This window comes from Halorhodospira sp. 9628, from assembly GCF_022228075.1.
Lineage (GTDB): Bacteria > Pseudomonadota > Gammaproteobacteria > Nitrococcales > Halorhodospiraceae > Halorhodospira > Halorhodospira halophila_A.
This window is the reverse complement of sequence record NZ_JAJNRF010000013.1, coordinates 1-16792: the sequence shown is the minus strand read 5'-3', so window position 1 is coordinate 16792 and position 16792 is coordinate 1. Positions and strand designations below refer to the sequence as shown.

15 protein-coding genes and 1 other RNA gene are annotated in these 16792 nt (G+C 71.8%); 1 reads left to right on the top strand and 15 read right to left on the bottom strand.

Annotated elements, in window-relative coordinates:
* Window positions 1-9: 9 nt before the first annotated feature.
* From LRG10_RS11395 to mraZ, 14 genes are read right to left on the bottom strand one after another with little or no spacing between them, the layout of a single operon-like run.
* Complete coding sequence (locus tag LRG10_RS11395; RefSeq protein ID WP_238633879.1) at window positions 10-783, bottom strand: cell division protein FtsQ/DivIB; 774 nt, start codon at window positions 781-783, stop codon at window positions 10-12.
* Window positions 780-1694 (bottom strand): D-alanine--D-alanine ligase, encoded by a 915-nt coding sequence (locus LRG10_RS11390; protein ID WP_201172454.1) that lies wholly within the window; start codon window positions 1692-1694, stop codon window positions 780-782. Before LRG10_RS11390 ends, LRG10_RS11395 begins: the two co-directional genes overlap by 4 nt.
* Window positions 1691-2593: a UDP-N-acetylmuramate dehydrogenase gene (gene murB, locus LRG10_RS11385; protein WP_238635640.1), complete on the bottom strand. Its 903-nt coding sequence runs from the start codon at window positions 2591-2593 to the stop codon at window positions 1691-1693. The genes LRG10_RS11390 and murB overlap by 4 nt, the downstream gene beginning before the upstream one ends.
* On the bottom strand, window positions 2590-4050 hold the full coding sequence (murC, locus tag LRG10_RS11380; RefSeq protein WP_201172460.1) for a UDP-N-acetylmuramate--L-alanine ligase: 1461 nt from the start codon (window positions 4048-4050) through the stop codon (window positions 2590-2592). Before murC ends, murB begins: the two co-directional genes overlap by 4 nt.
* Window positions 4043-5116 carry an undecaprenyldiphospho-muramoylpentapeptide beta-N-acetylglucosaminyltransferase gene (gene murG / locus LRG10_RS11375; RefSeq protein WP_238635639.1) on the bottom strand — a complete coding sequence of 358 codons (1074 nt, stop codon included), beginning with the start codon at window positions 5114-5116 and terminating at the stop codon, window positions 4043-4045. The genes murC and murG overlap by 8 nt, the downstream gene beginning before the upstream one ends.
* The gene (gene ftsW / locus LRG10_RS11370; RefSeq protein WP_201172464.1) at window positions 5113-6300 is read right to left on the bottom strand and encodes a putative lipid II flippase FtsW; all 1188 of its coding nucleotides are present in this window, start codon (window positions 6298-6300) and stop codon (window positions 5113-5115) included. Before ftsW ends, murG begins: the two co-directional genes overlap by 4 nt.
* Window positions 6293-7636 (bottom strand): UDP-N-acetylmuramoyl-L-alanine--D-glutamate ligase, encoded by a 1344-nt coding sequence (murD, locus tag LRG10_RS11365; RefSeq protein ID WP_201172466.1) that lies wholly within the window; start codon window positions 7634-7636, stop codon window positions 6293-6295. Before murD ends, ftsW begins: the two co-directional genes overlap by 8 nt.
* The gene (gene mraY, locus LRG10_RS11360) at window positions 7636-8718 is read right to left on the bottom strand and encodes a phospho-N-acetylmuramoyl-pentapeptide-transferase (protein WP_304118308.1); all 1083 of its coding nucleotides are present in this window, start codon (window positions 8716-8718) and stop codon (window positions 7636-7638) included. Before mraY ends, murD begins: the two co-directional genes overlap by 1 nt.
* Window positions 8719-10074 carry a UDP-N-acetylmuramoyl-tripeptide--D-alanyl-D-alanine ligase gene (gene murF / locus LRG10_RS11355; RefSeq protein ID WP_201172468.1) on the bottom strand — a complete coding sequence of 452 codons (1356 nt, stop codon included), beginning with the start codon at window positions 10072-10074 and terminating at the stop codon, window positions 8719-8721.
* Window positions 10062-11573: a UDP-N-acetylmuramoyl-L-alanyl-D-glutamate--2,6-diaminopimelate ligase gene (locus LRG10_RS11350; protein ID WP_238635638.1), complete on the bottom strand. Its 1512-nt coding sequence runs from the start codon at window positions 11571-11573 to the stop codon at window positions 10062-10064. Before LRG10_RS11350 ends, murF begins: the two co-directional genes overlap by 13 nt.
* A complete protein-coding gene (locus LRG10_RS11345; protein WP_238635637.1) occupies window positions 11570-13297 on the bottom strand; it encodes a penicillin-binding protein 2 in 1728 nt (575 codons plus the stop codon). The genes LRG10_RS11350 and LRG10_RS11345 overlap by 4 nt, the downstream gene beginning before the upstream one ends.
* Window positions 13298-13307: 10 nt before the next feature.
* A complete protein-coding gene (gene ftsL, locus LRG10_RS11340; protein ID WP_201172482.1) occupies window positions 13308-13580 on the bottom strand; it encodes a cell division protein FtsL in 273 nt (90 codons plus the stop codon).
* On the bottom strand, window positions 13577-14551 hold the full coding sequence (gene rsmH / locus LRG10_RS11335) for a 16S rRNA (cytosine(1402)-N(4))-methyltransferase RsmH (RefSeq protein WP_238635636.1): 975 nt from the start codon (window positions 14549-14551) through the stop codon (window positions 13577-13579). The genes ftsL and rsmH overlap by 4 nt, the downstream gene beginning before the upstream one ends.
* Before the next feature lie 18 nt (window positions 14552-14569).
* Complete coding sequence (gene mraZ / locus LRG10_RS11330) at window positions 14570-15028, bottom strand: division/cell wall cluster transcriptional repressor MraZ (RefSeq protein ID WP_238635635.1); 459 nt, start codon at window positions 15026-15028, stop codon at window positions 14570-14572.
* Between the two features lie 287 nt (window positions 15029-15315).
* Between mraZ and rnpB the strand changes: the two genes are divergently transcribed.
* Window positions 15316-15675, top strand: an RNA gene (gene rnpB, locus LRG10_RS11325) — RNase P RNA component class A.
* A 25-nt stretch (window positions 15676-15700) separates the two neighbouring features.
* Here rnpB and rsmI read toward each other — a convergent pair.
* On the bottom strand, window positions 15701-16582 hold the full coding sequence (rsmI, locus tag LRG10_RS11320; protein ID WP_201172492.1) for a 16S rRNA (cytidine(1402)-2'-O)-methyltransferase: 882 nt from the start codon (window positions 16580-16582) through the stop codon (window positions 15701-15703).
* Window positions 16583-16792: the final 210 nt, after the last annotated feature.

Genomic DNA, 16792 nt, shown 5'->3' with positions numbered 1-16792 from the left:
GCTCCGCCTTCAGTCCGCTTCGTCTGCCGCACCCCAAGCCACGGCAAAGCCGTTGGGGTAGCGCAGATCGACCCGCTCCATCGGGGCCTCTTGTCGTTCTTCCAAGGCCGGCAGCACGGCGGCGAAGCGCTCCACGCGCTCGCCCGGGTGCTGCCGGCCCAGGGCCATCTCAATGCCGCCCTCCAGCCGCGCGCTCCAGGACCCCCGGGGCGAAAGACCGAGCGCCACCAGGTTGACACCGCGCTCAGCGAGTCGTTGCTGCACCTCCCTGAACAAGCCGGCCATCTCACCCTCGCTGCCGTCCGGACCGCGCAGCACCGGGAGCCCCTCCGGGATGCTCGCCGGCCGCGGCTCGAACCGCTCGCCGTCGCGGTCGACCAGCGCCTGCTCTCCCCAGCGCGCCAGCGGCTCGCGCTCACGCAAGGTCACTTGGATCCGCCCCGGCCAGGCCCGGCGCACCTCGGCACCCGCCACCCAGGGCAGCGCCTCCAGGGCGTCCCGGGCGCCGCGCACATCCACCCCCAGCACACTCCTGTGCAAGTGCGGTGCCAGCGCCTGGCGCAAGTCATCGTCCGCCACGCGCTCCGGCGCGGCGCTCAGTTCCACCCGCTCCAGGGGCAGAATCCGCCCCTCCTGAAGCGCCACGGTGGCCATACCGGCAGCGCCGGTGGCCAACAGCGCCACCGCTCCACCCCAGAGCCAGCCCCGCAGCCCCGGGGCGCCGACCCGCTTGCGGCGCGTAGGCTGCCGGCCCAGCAGGTCTCTCCAGTCTTCGCGGCTCACGGCAACGCCTCCCCGAGAATGCGAGCCACCAGCTCATCGAAACCGATACCGGCCTGCGCCGCAGCGATCGGGACCAGCGAGTGATCCGTCATGCCCGGGATGGTGTTCACCTCCAACAGCCACCAGCGTCCGTCGGCATCCCGCATGACATCCACCCGCCCCCAACCGTTGCCGCCGCTGGCGGAAAAGGCCTCGCGACACAGCGCGCCGAGCTCCGCCTCCTCGTCCGCACCCAGACCGCTCGGGCAGTGGTGCCCGGTATCGTCGGCCTGGTACTTGGCGGCGTAGTCGAAGAAGGCGTGGGATGTCTCCAGCCGGATCGACGGCAACGCCCGATCGCCGAGCAGCGCCACGGTGTACTCCTCGCCCTCGACCCACTGCTCCGCGAGGACTGTATCGTCGTAGGCCGCCGCTGCCCGGTAGGCCTCGGCCAGCTGCGCCGGCCCGTCAACCCGGGTCATGCCCAGACTCGACCCTTCCCGGACCGGCTTGACGATCACCGGATACGCCAGCCCCTCGGCCAGCACCGGAGACTCGCTGGTGAGCAGCTGACCCGCCGGCGTGGGCAGTCCACTACCCTGCCAGAGCCGTTTGCAGCGCCACTTGTCCATGCCCAGCGCCGAGCCGAGGACACCGCTGCCGGTGTACGGCACCCCGAGCAGCTCCAGCAGCCCCTGTACCGTACCGTCCTCACCCCCCCGCCCATGCAGGGCGATGAAGACCACGTCGTAGCCCCGCAGCCCCTCCAGGGCGCGGTCACGGGGGTCGTAGGCCTCGGCGTCGTAGCCGCGGCGCTGCAGCGCGGCGAGCACCGCCCCGCCACTGCGCAGGGAGATGTCCCGCTCGGCGGAAGTGCCCCCCATGAGCACCGCCACGCGACCGACCCGCTGCGGATCCGGGATACCAGTCATGGCCGCACCTCCCCGATCACATGAACCTCGGGTTCCAGCCATACACCGTGCACCACAGCAACCCGCTCCCGGACCTGCGCCATGAGCCCCTCGATATCCGCCGCACTGCCACCCTCGTTGATGATGAAATTGGCGTGGCGCTCGGAGACCCGGGCACCGCCGCGCCGCGCCCCCTTCAAACCGGCCTCCTCAATCAGCCGCCCGGCCGCATCCCCCGTGGGATTGCGGAAGACCGAACCGCAAGTGGGCTGCCCCACTGGCTGCACGGCGTTGCGATGCTGCAGCAGCGCCCGCACCCGCTCGCGGAGCACCTGCGCATCGGCGGGGGGCAGTTCCCAGGTCGCGGCTAGGAACCACTCGCCGGCGGGGCCGGCCACACTGCGATAGCCGATCCGGAAATCGGCCGGAGCCCGCCGCCGGATGTGCCCCTGGCGATCGATGGTCTCGACCTCGACCACGCGCTCCCAAGTCTCGCCGCCCCAGGCGCCGGCATTGAGGGCCAGGGCCCCTCCCACGGTGCCCGGGATACCGGCCAGGAACTCGAGCCCGGCCAGCCCCTCCCGGACTGCCGCCCGAGCCAGGCGACCGCACGCCACGCCGGCTTCCGCGTGGACCCGGCCATGCGCCCCCACCACCAGCTCGTCCAACCCGCCCTGGGTCAGGACGACCGTCCCTGCCACGCCACCATCGCGGACCAGCAGGTTGCTGCCCAGACCACACCAGAGCAGCGGCTCGTCGGCTGGCAGGCGCGCCAGGCAGTCGATCAGCCCGTCGCGGCCGGCCGGACAGCAGAGCCGACGCGCCGGCCCACCAACCCGCCAGGTGGTGTAGCCGGCCAGCGGCTCCTGCTCGCGCCACTCGCCGGGCCGGATCCGCCGCCGCTCGACCGCCGCGCTCACGCCGCACCTCCCGCCGCCGGGCCGGCGCCCAGGCGCGCCGGGAGCCCACCGATGCTGCCGGCACCCAGGGTCAGCACCACGTCGTTATCGCGCAGCAGCCCGGCCAGCAGCCCCGGCACCTCGTCCAGGCTGTCTGCGAAGATCGGCTGCGCACCGCCGCGATCGCGCACCGCCGAGGCCAGCGCCCGGCCGTCGGCGCCGGGCAAACGCGCCTCGCCGGCGGCATAGACCTCGGTGAGCACCAGCGCGTCGGTGCCACTGAGCACCCGCGCGAAATCGTCGAAAAGCTCCCGCGTGCGGGTGTAGCGGTGCGGCTGGAAGACCACCACCAGGCGCCGCTCCGGCCAGGCGGCGCGGGCCGCCTCCAGGGTCGCCTCCAGCTCCCGGGGATGATGGGCGTAGTCATCGACCAGCGCCGCCGCCCCCCCGGCGAGCGGGATGTCGGGATAAACCTGGAAGCGCCGGCCGATACCCTGGAAGCCGGACAGCGCCCGCTGGATTGCCGCCACATCCACCCCCAGCTCTCGGGCCAGGGCGATGGCAGCGGTGGCATTGAGCACGTTGTGCCGTCCGGGCAGGCTCAGCTCCACGGCGAAGGCGGCGTCATCGCCCTCCTCGACCCGGAACCGGGTGCGATGGCCGTCGGCCTCCAGGGCACTGACCCGCACGTCGGCATCCGCGGAGAAGCCGTAAGTCAGAACCGGCCGGCCGATCTCTTCGCGCAGCCGGCGCACCTCCGGGTCGTCGATGCAGAGCACCGCCAGGCCGTAGAACGGCAGATGGTGCAGGAACTCGATGAAGGTCCGGCGCAGGGCGTCGAAATCACCGCCGTAGGTGCCCAGGTGGTCGGCGTCCACGTTGGTCACCGCCGCCATCATCGGCTTGAGATGAAGGAACGAGGCGTCGCTCTCGTCGGCCTCGGCCACCAGGTAGGGCCCGGCACCCAGGCGCGCGTGCGCCCCGGCACTGATCAACCGCCCGCCGATGACGAAGGTCGGATCCAACCCGCCCTCGGCCAAGCAGCTGGCCAGCAGGGAGGTCGTCGTCGTCTTGCCGTGGGTGCCGGCCACCGCCACACCGTGACGGAAGCGCATCAGCTCGGCGAGCATCTCGGCCCGCGGCACCACCGGGATGCGCTGCTGGCGCGCCGCCTGCACCTCGGGGTTCTCCTCGGTGACAGCAGTGGAGACCACGACCGCGTCCACGCCCTCGACATGGCCCGGATCGTGGCCGATCCGCACCGCCACCCCGAGACCGAGCAGGCGCTCCACCACGGCGCCCGACTTGACGTCGGATCCGGTGATGGTGAAGCCGAGGTTGTGCAACACCTCGGCGATGCCACCCATCCCGGCCCCGCCGATGCCCACGAAGTGGATGCGGCGCACCCGGCCGAAGGCGCCACGGCCATCGGCCGGCGCGGCGAAACGCGGCTCGCGTGCAGGGACTGCATCAGCCATGGGCCACCTCCTCACAGATCGTCGCCACGCGGTCGGTGGCATCCGGGCGCGCCACGTCGCGAGCCGCCTCCCCCATCCCCGCCAGGCGTTCACGGTCGGCGAGCAGATCGGCAAGCACCGCACCCAGCGCCCCCTGCTCCACGTCGCCCTCAGGCAGACACCGGGCTGCGCCGGCGGCGCACAGCAGCTCGGCGTTGGCCGTCTGGTGGTCGTCCACCGCCCAGGGGAGCGGCACCAGCACGGCCGGCACCCCGGCCGCGGCCAGCTCGGCCACGGTCAGGGCACCGGCGCGGGCCACCACCAGATCCGCCCAGGCATAGGCGCCGGCCATGTCCTCGATGAACGGCACCACCTCCGCGTCCAGGCCCAGCTGCCGATACCCGGTGCGCGCCTCCTCCAGGGTGAGCTCGCCGGCCTGATGCAGCACCTGCGGCCGCGGCCTGTCGAGGCCGGCCAGCGCTTTCGGGACGAAACGGTTCAGGGTCCGCGCCCCCTGGCTGCCGCCGAGCACCAGAACCCGCGGCGCGTCCGGGCGCCCGGCGTAACGGGATCGCGGCGCCTCCAGCCCGTGGATGCTTGTGCGGATGGGATTGCCCACCCACTCGCCCCGCGCCCCCAGGGTATCGGGGAACCCGGTCAGCACGCGGCGCCCGAGGCGAGCCAGGAAGCGATTGGTCAGCCCGGCCCGGGCGTTCTGCTCGTGGATCACCAGCGGCCGCCCGGTGAGCCGGGCGGCCAACCCGACCGGCCCGGCCACGTAGCCGCCCATACCGAGGACCACATCCGGACGCCGGCGACGCAACGCGGCCCCGGCAACCGCCACCGCGCGCCCCAGCCGCCAGGGCAGCCGGAGCTGCGCGGCCAGCCCCTTGCCGCGCAGCCCCTGGATCTCCAGCCACTCGGCCTCGACCCCGGCGGCGGGCACGACGCGGCCCTCCAGGCCGCTGCGCGTCCCGAGCCAGACCACCCGGTGGCCACGCTCGCGCAGCAGCTCGGCCACCGCCAGGCCGGGGTAGACATGCCCGCCGGTGCCACCGGCGGCGATGGCCACGGTCAGCGCGGTCATGACGGCTCCTCCTCGGGACGGCGCCCCTCGGCCCGCGCCTCGGCCAACTCGTAGCCACAGCGCAGCAGCAGCCCAATCATGGCGCCCGTCGCCAGGGCGCTGCTGCCGCCGTAGCTGAACAGCGGCAAGGTCAGGCCCTTGGTCGGCAGCAGCCCGGTGGCCACCCCCATATTGATGAACGCCTGCAGGCCGATGGCCAGCCCCACCGCCCAGGCCAGGTAACCGGCGAAGGGCAGTCGGTGGCGGTGGCACAGCCAGCCCATGGCCATGGCCCGCCAGACGATGTAGGCGAAGAGCAGGACCACCACGACCACGCCGATCCAGCCCAGCTCCTCGGCCAGCACCGAGAAGACGAAATCGGTGTGCGCCTCGGGCAGGTAGAAGAGCTTCTGCACGCTGCCGCCGAGCCCCACACCCAGCCAGTCTCCGCGGCCGATGGCGATCAGCGACTGGGTGAGCTGGAATCCGGTATTGAACGGATCGGACCAGGGATCCATGAAGGCGGTCACCCGCTGCCAGCGGTAGGGCGAGTAGACCACCAGGGCGGCGGCCGCCGCCGCCAGCACCCCCACCAGGGTGACGAACCGCCACAACGGCGCGCCCGCCAGGTAGAGCAGACCCACCGCCAGCGCCATGAGCATCAGCGCGGTGCCGAAATCGGGCTGCCGCAGCAGCAGGAAGGCACACGCCGCCGAAACCAGCACCGGGACCAGGAAGGCAGCCATGGAGGTGCGCAGCTGCTGCTGTCGGCGCACCAGGAAACCGGCGAGATAGAGGGCCAGCAGCACCTTGACCACCTCGGCGACCTGCAGGTTGAACACGCCCAGCGGGATCCAGCGCACGGCACCATTGACCTCGCGCCCCACACCGGGGATCAGCACCAGCACGAGCAACCCCAGCGCGACGAGCAGGAGCCCCGGGCCGGCCCGCTCCCAGGTGGCCAGCGGGACCTGCAGGAGGGCCAGGACCATGCCCAGGCCGAGCAGGGCGAAGAAGACCTGGCGCTTGAAGAAGTAGAACGGATCCCCGGTGGCCTGCTCGGCCATGGAAATCGAGGCCGAAGCGACCATGACCAGGCCGAGCAGCGCCGTAGCCGCCACCACCCAGACCAGCCGCTGGTCCAGGCTTGGCCACAGCGGCAGCCGCGTACCGCGTTCGGCAACGCCTGCGGTCATCTCAGCCATGGGCCACCTCCCCGCGAACGGCGTCGCGGAACGCCTCGCCGCGTGCCTCGAAGCCGCTGTAGGCATCAAAGCTGGCGCACGCCGGCGCCAGCAGAACGGCGTCACCCGGCTCGGCCCAGCGGGCGGCGGCCGCCACGGCAGCGGTCATGCCGCCGACCCGCTCAATGGGCACGCGGCCGGCGATGGCCGCCTCGATAGCCGGCGCGTCCTCGCCCACGAGGATGACGGCCCGCGCCGATTCGGCACAGACCCGGCCCAGCGGCCGGAAATCCGCACCCTTGCCCTGCCCGCCGGCGATCAGCACCACCGGCCGCTGCAGGCCGCTGATGGCAGCCACGGCAGCACCGACATTGGTCGCCTTGGAGTCGTTGATCCAGCGCACCCCGCACCACTCGCCCACCGGCTCCATGCGGTGCGGCAGTCCGGCAAAGGCCTTCAAGGCCTTGCACTGCGCGGCTTCCGGGATCCCCAAGGCGTCGGCCAGGGCCATAGCGGCCAGCGCATTGGCGCAGTGGGCGCGACCGGGCACGGGAAGCGCATCGGCGGCCACCCGCGGCCGACCGGCGACGGCGAGCCAGGTACCGCCGTCCCGCTCGAGCAGGTGGTAGTCGGCCGGCCGGTCGATCGCGAAGCGGCGCACCGTGCCGGCCTGGCGTCCCAGCTCGGCCAGATGTGGATCCTCGGCGTTGAGTACCGCTGTCCCGACCCCCTCGAGCAGCCGCGCCTTGACCGCCGCGTAGTCAGCAAGGCGGTCATAGCGGTCCATGTGATCGGCGCTGACATTGAGCACCGCCGCCACGTCGGCCTGAAACCCGGGGCACGCTTCCAGCTGGAAGCTCGACACCTCCAGCACATAGCCATCGGCCGGCGCCCGGGTCAGCAGCTCCAGCGCCGGCGTCCCCAAATTGCCACCCACGGCGACGTCGAGCCCGGCGGCCCGGGCCATTTCGCCGAGCAGGCTGACCACGGTGCTCTTGCCGTTGGACCCAGTCACCGCGCAGACCGGCGCGTTCACCGCCTCGGCGAACAGGGTCAGCTCGCCCACCACCGGCCGCCCGGCGGCGCGCAACTCGGCCCAAACCCCGTGACGCAGATCGAGCCCCGGACTGGCCACCACCCGAACCGCGCCGAGCAGGGTTTCCCGATCCAGCCCCCCGGTCACCACCTGGACCTCGGGGTGCTCGGCCTGCAGCTGCCCCAGGCGGGGCGGCTCGCTGCGGCTATCCACCACCACGACCGCCTCGCCACGGGCGCGCAGATGGCGCACGCAGGCCATCCCCGTGGCACCGAGGCCGGCGACGGCGGTATATCCGTGATGGCGGTCGCCTGCTGCCATTAGCGCACCTTCAACATCGCCAGACCGATCAGGACCAGGACCACGGTGATGATCCAGAAGCGGACGATCACCCGCGGCTCGGGCCAGCCCTTGAGTTCGTAGTGGTGGTGCAGCGGCGCCATGCGGAACACGCGCCGCCCGGTCAGCTTGTAGGAGAGGACCTGGATCATCACGGAGACCGTCTCCATGACGAAGATGCCACCCATGATGAACAGAACGATCTCCTGGCGGACGGCCACGGCCACCACGCCCAGGGCGGCGCCGAGGGCCAGGGCGCCCACGTCGCCCATGAACACCTGGGCCGGGTAGGTGTTGTACCAGAGGAACCCGAGTCCGGCGCCGACGATGGCGCCACAGAAGATCACCAGCTCCCCTACCCCGGGCACTGACGGGATCCCGAGGTACTCGGCGAAGATGTGGTGCCCGCTGGCGTAGGCGAAGACCGCCAGGCCGGTGGCCACCAGCACCGTAGGCATGATGGCCAGGCCATCGAGCCCGTCGGTGAGGTTGACGGCGTTGGAGCTGCCCACGATCACCAGCGTTGCCAGCGCGATGAACCCGATACCTAGCGGGAAGACCCACTCCTTGACCAGCGGCAGCACCAGGCTGGTCTCCACCGGGTCGGCGGCGGTGGCGAACAGGAACGTGCTTGCCGCCAGGGCCGCGAGCATCTGCAGCGAGAACTTGGTCCGGGCGCGCAGCCCCTGGCTGTCCTGCCGGGCCAGCTTGAGGGCGTCGTCGACCCCGCCGATCACGCCGAAGGCGAGGGTCACCAGCAGGACCACCCAGACGTAGCGATTGGTCAGATCCGCCCAGAGCAGGGTAGACACCGCGATGGCGACGAGGATCAGCGCGCCGCCCATGGTGGGGGTGCCCGCCTTCTCCAGGTGCGTCTGCGGGCCATCGTCCCGGACCTGCTGTCCGACCTGGTGGAGCACCAGGCGCTGGATCACCGCAGGGCCGATCATCAGCGCGATCCCCAGGGCCGTGAGCACCCCGAGGATGGTCCGGAACGTAATGTACTGGAAGACGTTGAATCCCGAGTAGAACGTCTCCAGCACCATGGCCAAGTGGTAGAGCACCTAGCGATCCCCCCCTTCCGTTGTCGATTCTTCCGCGGCCAGGCCTGCCGCCACGTGCTCCATGGCGGCGGAGCGCGACCCCTTCACCAGCACCACTGCATCGGCGGGCATCTCGGCCCGGCACGCCTCGATCAGCGCCGAGGCGTCGTCAAAACAGCGCCCGCCAACCCCGAAGCCCTCGGCAGCCGGGGCAGCGGCCCCGCCCAGGGTCCAAAGCCGCTGGATCCCGGCAGCCCGCGCCCGTTGCCCGGCGCGGCGATGCCAGTCCGCCGCCTCCCGGCCGAGCTCGCCCATGGCCCCGAGGAGCAGCCAGGGCGCACCGCCGAACTCCGTGACCGTATCGATGGCGGCCTGCAGGCTTGCCGGGTTGGCGTTGTAGGTATCATCCACCAGCCACCCCCCGTGACACCCCCAGCGCAGCTGCAGCCGCCCCGGCACGGCCGCGGCGGCCGCCACCCGCTCCAGGATGGTCCGGGCCGGCACCTCGAGCGCGGCGGCGCAGGCCGCGGCGGCGGCGATGTTCTGGGCGTTGTGGCGACCGAGCAGCGGCGTCGGCGCTGCCGTCCAGCCGCCTCCGAGATCCAGCTCGAGCCGGCTGCCCCGCCCCCGGTAGCGGATCTGACCGGTCTCGGCGCCGAAGGTCAGGCAGCGCCGCGCGCCGGCCAGCTCCCGCCACAGGCCGCTGTAGTCGTCGTCGGCATGGATCACGGCAACGCCGTGGCCGGGCAGCCCCTCAAAGAGTTCGCCCTTGGCGCGGGCGACTCCGTTGAGCGAGCCGAAGCCCTCCAGGTGTGCTGGCCCGGCGTTGGTCACCACACCCACGTCCGGCTGCGCCCACGCGGTGAGCTGTGCAATCTCACCGGGTGCGTTGGCACCCATCTCGATGACGGCGTAGCGGTGCCCACCATCAAGCCGGCAGAGCATCTCCGGGACGCCCAGCAGGTTGTTCCGGTTGCCCTCGGTGGCCAGCGTCGGACCGGTTTCGGCAAGCATCGCCGCCAGCAGTTCCTTGACCGTGGTCTTGCCGTTGCTGCCGGTGACGGCCACCACGCGCGCCCCGCTGCGACGCCGACACTCCGCGCCCAGAAGCGCGAGGGACGCGGCCGGGTCCTCGACCACCAGCGTGGGCAGCGCCGCCACCGGCCGAGCCCCGAGGACCGCCACGGCGCCCCGCGCCGCGGCGTCGGCAGCAAAGTCGTGGCCATCGCTGCGGGCCCCGGCCAGGGCCACGAAGAGCGTCCCCGGCGCGGACCGGCGGCTATCCAGCGCAACACCGTTCACCGTCGCACCGCCGTCACGACCGACGAGTTCGGCACCGGTCAGCGCAGCCACCTGATGCAGGCTCAGCGGGTCCATGCACCCTCCTCGGCAGCGCCGAGCAGCCGCGCCACCTCCTCACGGTCAGAGAAAGGCAGCCGGTGCCCGTCCACTTCCTGGTCCGTCTCATGGCCCTTGCCGGCGACCAGGACCACATCTCCGGCGCCCCCCCAGGCGACAGCCTCGCGGATGGCCGCGCCCCGATCCGCCACCAGTTCGGCCGCCTCGCCGGCCCCGTCGGCCACGGACGCCCGGATGGCGGCGGCATCCTCGCCCCGGGGGTTGTCATCGGTGATCACCACCCGGTCGGCCAGGCGCGCTGCGACCTCGCCCATCAGCGGGCGCTTGCCGGTGTCGCGCTCGCCCCCGCAGCCGAATACGACGCACAGCCGCCCGTCGGTATGCGCGCGCAGGGCGCTCAGCGCCTGCTCCAGGGCCCCCGGTGTATGGGCGTAGTCCACCACCACCAGCGGTGCCCCGACGGCCTGGAACTGCTCCATCCGCCCCGGCACCGGACGCAGCGTCGCCAGCCGATCGAGAACGGCGTCCATGGGCCGCCCTAAAGCCAGGGCCGCCGCCACTGCCGCCAGCACGTTGGCCACGTTGAAGCGCCCGAACAGGGGCAGTCGCACCGAGCGTCGGATCCCGCCCAGACAGAGTGTGAGCTGAACGCCGTCGGCCACCGGGGTTACCGCCTCGGCGGAGAGGTCCGCAGCGGCGCCGGCAGCGCTGTAGGTGAAGACCGCACCGGCGGCCCGGTCGTGCAGGCGCCGGCCGAGTTCGTCGTCCAGGTTGAGCACCTGGGCCCGCAAACTGGGGAACTCGAACAGCCGGCTCTTGGCGTCGGCATACGCCTCGACCGAGCCGTGGTAATCCAGGTGGTCGCGCCCCAAGTGGGTGAGTACGGCCAGATCCACCGCTGTGGCGGACAATCGCCCCTGCTCCAGGGCGTGGGAGGAAGCCTCCATGGCCACGCCGCGGGCGCCCGCCTGGCGACAATCGGCCAAGGCCTCCTGCAGGGCCACAGCGTCCGGTGTGGTCAGCACACCCGGGCGCAGCCGGTCCACCAGGCCGTGGCCAAGGGTTCCGACCACGCCCCAGGGCGCCTCGGCGGTGCTGAGCAGCTGGGCAATAAAATGGGTGACCGAGGTCTTGCCGTCGGTGCCGGTAACCGCGATGACATCCAGATCCCGGGATGGCTCCCGGTAAAGGCGCGCAGCAACAGCACCCAGGTATCGGCGCAGGCCCGGCACACCGACCATCGGCACGCCGGCCGCCTCGGCAGCGGCACGCGCCGGCGCGGCATCAGCGTCGTCGTCCGTATCCCACGCCACAGCAGCAGCCCCGGCAGCTACCGCTGCGGGCACGTAGGCAAGTCCGTGCTCGCGGCTGCCGGACAGCGCCAGGAACACGGCGCCGGGCTCAAGGCGCCGGGTATCGAGGGCCAGCCCGCGGACCGAAACCGCCGGGAGTTCGCCACCGACCCACGGTTCGAACAGCCAGCGCAGGGTGACCCCGGATGCGGACAAAGCGCTCATGACCCCTCCCCCTCGGCGACGACGGGCACCTCGAGCTCCGGGAGATCGTCCGGCGGCACGTTGAGCATCCGCAGCGCACTGCCCATCACCCGGGAGAACACCGGCGCCGCCACCTGGCCGCCGTAGTAGAGATCGCCGCGGGGCTGATCGATGGTCACCGCCATGACCAGCCGCGGGTCCGACGCCGGGGCGAAACCGACGAAGGAGGCGAGGTAATCCTCCTCGGCATAGCCGCTGGGGCCGCTCTTGAGCACCGTTCCGGTCTTGCCGGCCACCCGGTAACCGGAGATGGCCGCACGGGTGCCGGTCCCGCCGGGCTCGACCACGGCCTCGAGCATGGCGCGCAGCTCGGCAGCCAGATCCGGGTCGAGCACCTGCCGGCCCTGCGGGGGATCATCCAGGGCGCGAATAGAGACCGGGCGCATCACCCCGTCGCGGGCCACCGCGGCGTAGGCGCGCGCCAGCTGCACGGGCGTGGCGGTCACGCCGTAACCGTAGGAAAGCGTAGCGCGCTGCACGTCGCCCCGCGGCGGCGCCGGCAGGAAGTGCCCGGCGACCTCGTCGCGCAGGCCGCTGCGGGTACGCTCGCCGAAGCCCACATCCTCCAGGGTGCTCCAGAGGGCCCGCGGCTCGGTCTCCAGGGCCATCTTGACCGTGCCCACGTTGCTGGATTTCTGCAGCACGCCGGCAATGTCGAGCTCGCCGTAGTCGAGGAAATCGCGGACCGTGTGCCGCCCCACGCGCATGGTCCCCGGCGCGGTATCGAACTCCTGCCCGCTGCGCACGGCCCCGCTGGACAGGGCGGCGGCGATGGTGAACGGCTTGATCACCGACCCCGGCTCCTGGGCCCAGCTCACCGCCCGATTGCGGCGCTGCTCGGCCTCGACGCCGGAGCGGCGATGGGGATTGAACGAGGGCTGGCTGACCATTGCCAGCACCTCACCGGTGGTTGCATCCAGCACCACGGCCGCACCGCCCTCGGCATCGTGGCCATGGACGGCGCGCTTGAGTTCGCGGTACGCCACATACTGGATGCGCCGGTCCAGCGAGAGGCGGATGTCCTCGCCGGGGCGCGGCTCGCGCAGCAGCTCGACATCCTCGATGGTGCGCCCGAAGGGATCACGGACCACACGCTTGGCGCCGCTACGCCCGCTCAGGGCATCGTTAAAGGCGCGCTCGACGCCGCCCAGCCCACGACCATCGATGTCCGTGAAGCCGACCAGCTGCGCGGCCACCTCGCCGGCCGGATAGAACCGGCGGAACTCCTGCTGCAGCTGAACACCCGGCGCATCCAGTTCCTGGATGCGCGCCGCCACCCGTGGGGACAAGTGGCGCCTCAGGTAGACGAACTGCCGCCCCTCCCGGGCCTGCAGGAAGTCGCGCAGCTCGGCCGGAGCACGCTCGAGGGTCTGGGCCACGGCGGCGACGGCCCCCCGGTCCTCCAGCAGCTCCGCCGGGTTGGCCCAGGCCGACTCTACCGGTGAACTGATCGCCAGCGGCTCGCCGTTGCGATCGGTGATCACCCCGCGGTGCGCCGGCATGCTCACCGTACGCAGGTGGCGGGCGTCGGCCTCGTCGCGCAGGAACTCGCTGTTGATCACCTGCAGATCCAGGGCGCGCAGGATCACGGCACCGGCAGCCAGGGCCAGCACCACCACGACGCTGTAGAGCCGCCAGCGTGGCGGCCCCTGAAGCGGGGGTTGTCGGCGCGTGTTCCTGCTCACTCTCGCCACCTCAAGGGCGCCTCAGGATGATGATCTCGTCACGCTCGGGCAGCGCCATGCCCAGCTCCTCGCCGGCGACGCGCTCCAGACGGCTGTGCCCGGCCCACGCCCCCTGCTCAAGCTGCAGCATGCTCCACTCCTCGCGCAGCCGATCGCTGCGCTCGAGTTCGTCCTGCAGGGTCACGAAGACCCCGCGGTACTCGTGCTGGACGGCCACCACGCCGATGGCACTGGCGACCACCGCCGGGACCAGCACGGTCATGCCCCAGACCGCACGGCTCATGACAGCCGCTCCGCTACGCGCAGCACCGCACTGCGTGCGCGCGGGTTGCCGGCCACCTCGTCGTCGCCCGCGCGCAAATCGCGTCCCAGCGGCCGCAGACGGGGCTGACAGCCTTCCGGCGGCACCGGCACCGACGGCGGCAGATCGCCGACGCTCGAGGCCCGGCGGATGAACCGCTTCACGCGCCGGTCTTCCAGGGAGTGGAAAGCGATGACGGCCAGTCGCCCGCCGGGGGCGAGCAGGTCGATGGCCCCATCGAGGAAGCGGTCCAGCTGTCCGAGTTCGTCATTGACCGCAATGCGCAGGGCCTGGAAGGTCCGCGTCGCCGGATGGCGCCCGGGCTCGCGGCGTGGCACCGCCTGCTCGACCAGCCGGGCCAGCGCCAGGGTGGTGCGCGGCGGCTCACCGGCCTCGCGGGCAGCGACGACGGCACGGGCGATACGCCCGGCGTGGCGCTCCTCCCCCAGCTGGCGCAGGATCCCGGCGATCTCGCGCACGCTCAAACGCTCGAGCAACGCCGCGGCCGACTCGCCGGAACTCGGGTCCATGCGCATGTCCAGCGGGCCGTCCCGCTGAAACGAGAAACCGCGGTCGGGGTTGTCAACCTGCGGCGACGAGATACCGAGATCCGCCAGCAGGCCGTCGATACCGGCGGTCAGACCATACCCGGACAACATTCGGGGCAGATCGGCCAGCTCGGCACCGAGCACGGTACAGCGGGGGTCATCCGATAGGGTCTCGCGGGCGTGGGCCAGCGCCTCGGGGTCGCGATCCGCGACCCACAGCTGGCCGCGGGGCCCCAGCCGCTCGAGGATGCCGCGGGCGTGGCCGCCACGACCGTAGGTGGCGTCCACATAGCAGCCGTCCGGGCGCACGGCGAGCGCCTCCAGCGCGGCCTCGTAGAGGACCGGCCGGTGTGTCGTCGCCGTTGGCTTCTGCTCCGCCACTGCGCGCATCTCCGCTGCGGACATGACGCCCCCTGACCTGATCTACAGGGCGAGGCTCTCCAGCTCCCCGGGGAGCTCGGCATCCGACGCGGCCGCCTCCTGCAGCCAATCCGCCCGCCGCTGCTCCCAGAGGGACTCATCCCAAAGCTCAAACTTGTTGCCCTGCCCGATCAGCACCACCCGCTTTTCCAGGCCGGCGTATTCACGCAACGGCGGGGGGACCAGGGCGCGTCCGTTGCCGTCAACCTGGAGTTCCTGGGCGTGACCGATCAGAAGGCGTTTGAGTCGCTTGGCGCTCGGCTGGAGGTCCGGCAGGGCGATCAGTTTGCGCTCGATCCCTTCCCACTCGGGCAGCGGGTAGAAGACCAGGCAACGATCGCGATAGTCGATCGTTGCCACTACCTCGCCGCTGCAGTGACTCAGGAGGCGGTCGCGGTGCCGGGACGGGAAGGCTAGCCGCCCCTTGGCATCCAGGTTGAGTTGGTTGACTCCGCGAAACACCGCGCCCCCCGCTGCTCCATGCCGTGCCCTTTTATCCCACTTTTAACCACGTTGCGACACTATAGGAGGGGGCCCACACCCCGTCAACCAGCCGTACCGCCGCACTGCCCGGCGCCAAACATGAAGTTACGCACGGGATTTCAAGTCGAAGGGCGGCCGATGCGACAACCAAATAACTGGCTTTACGGGATGTTAACCGCATGTGCTAATAACGCACATCGGCTCTATTGGGTATCTACCTGTCATTGAAGGGTTGACGTGCTCGCGCGCGTTCGTAATATGGGGGTGGAGTCGGCCGGATGGCCGCTGTGCCGCACCGCGGCACGGAGGAAAGTCCGGGCTCCACAGGGCAGGGTGCCAGGTAACGCCTGGGGGGCGTGAGCCCACGGAAAGTGCCACAGAAAACAGACCGCCGATGGCCGCCGCGGGGCGGCGGCACAGGTAAGGGTGAAAAGGTGCGGTAAGAGCGCACCGCGCGACCGGTAACGGTTCGCGGCACGGTAAACCCCACCCGGAGCAAGGCCAAATAGGGGAGCCATGGCGTGGCCCGCGCCGCTCCCGGGTAGGCCGCTAGAGGCGTGCGGTGACGCACGCCCCAGAGGAATGGCCATCCTCGACAGAACCCGGCTTACAGGCCGACTCACCTCTTTTTTCCGCCACGCGACCTGTGACTCAGCCCCGGGCGAGTTCCAGGGCGCGCTGGTATAGGGCGTTGCGCCGCCCCCCGGTCAGGCGCGCAGCCACGCGAGCCGCCTGCTTCACCGGAACCCCTTCGCCGAGCAGCGCGCGCAGCGTGTCATCGGCGTCGGCGCCTGCCTCCCGCGCCGGCGCCCCCTCAAGGACCACGACGATCTCTCCCCGCTGCTGATTGCTGTCCGCCTCCACCTGCCCCAGGACCGCCTCCAGCGCACCGCGCAGCAGCGTCTCGTGCACCTTGGTCAACTCCCGCGCCACCACGACCCGGCGCTGTCCACCGCAGATCGCGACCAGATCGCGAAGGCAGGCGGCGATGCGGTGCGGCGCCTCGAAGAAAACCGCGGTCCGCGGCTCGGCCGCCAGCTCCTGCAGCCGGCTGCGCCGGGCGGCATCGCGCGAAGGCAAGAAGCCGTCGAAGACGAACCGGTCCGCCCCGAATCCGGCCACCGAGAGCGCGGCCGTGACGCTGCAGGCCCCCGGCACCGGCGACACCGGCACCCCCTCGGCGGCGGCAGCGGCCACCAGCCGGGCGCCCGGGTCGCTGAGCAGCGGCGTACCCGCATCACTGACTAGGGCCACATCCCGGCCGGCCGCCAGGATCCGGAGCAGGCGGGGCAGGCGCGAGGCCTCGTTATGCTCGTGCAGGCTCAGCAGGCGCGCCCGCAGGCCGTACTGCTCCAGCAGACGCCCCGTGCGCCGCGTATCTTCGGCGGCCACCCACTCGACACCGCCCAGGATCTCGGCCGCCCGGCGGCTCAGATCGGCCAGATTCCCGATCGGCGTCGCCACCACCCACAGCGTCCCGCCGCCGTTTGACACGGGTGCGACGGGCGCCGGATACTCCGAAGGCTTATCCACAGGCTTCTCCGACGGTTCCCATGACCTGCCCCTCGCGCGTTCTCCAGTTCCTGATCGCGGCCGCGCTGCTGGCGGCACTCTACAGCTGTGCCCCGGCACCGGTCACGCCGGCCGACGCCCCGGAGCAGACCGAGGCGCAGGCGGATGAGGCCCGGGGGGGGGGGGGGGGCCCCCCCCCCCGCGGGGGGGGTGGTTGGGGGGGGGGGGGGG